Annotated in this window: 1 protein-coding gene; it reads right to left on the bottom strand. The window is 59.2% G+C overall.

Annotated elements, in window-relative coordinates; translation table 11 throughout:
• Positions 1-233: hypothetical protein (locus tag AC1RPQ_RS08455; RefSeq protein ID WP_481762338.1), on the bottom strand; the 233-nt coding region annotated here is incomplete at its 3' end.
• Between the last annotated feature and the right edge of the window lie 44 nt (positions 234-277).

Raw genomic sequence — 277 nt, 5'->3', positions numbered from 1 at the left:
AAGTTGTTCCCAGCACCCGAACCCATCTGTGCGGCACTAAGCGTGGCCACCCATGTAGGTGCACCTGAGCCGTTGGTGGTCAGCACATCGTTGTTGCCCGAGCCTGCGCCAAGCTGAGCGGCGGCAAATGTGCCCGTCGTGATGTCCGTCGCGTTTATGACGACTTCCCCAGTCTTTCCGTTGACCGAATTCACGCCACTTCCACCACTTGAAGAGGCCGCTTCTACGATCACGTACACAGCGTTGGTGTTTGCGGGGATCGTGGACAGCCCCGTGA

It is taken from the genome of Dellaglioa sp. CoH-57-MRSF-21 (assembly GCF_056781915.1).
Note: the sequence above shows the minus strand (reverse complement) of the source record. Positions and strands in the feature narration are given on the sequence as shown.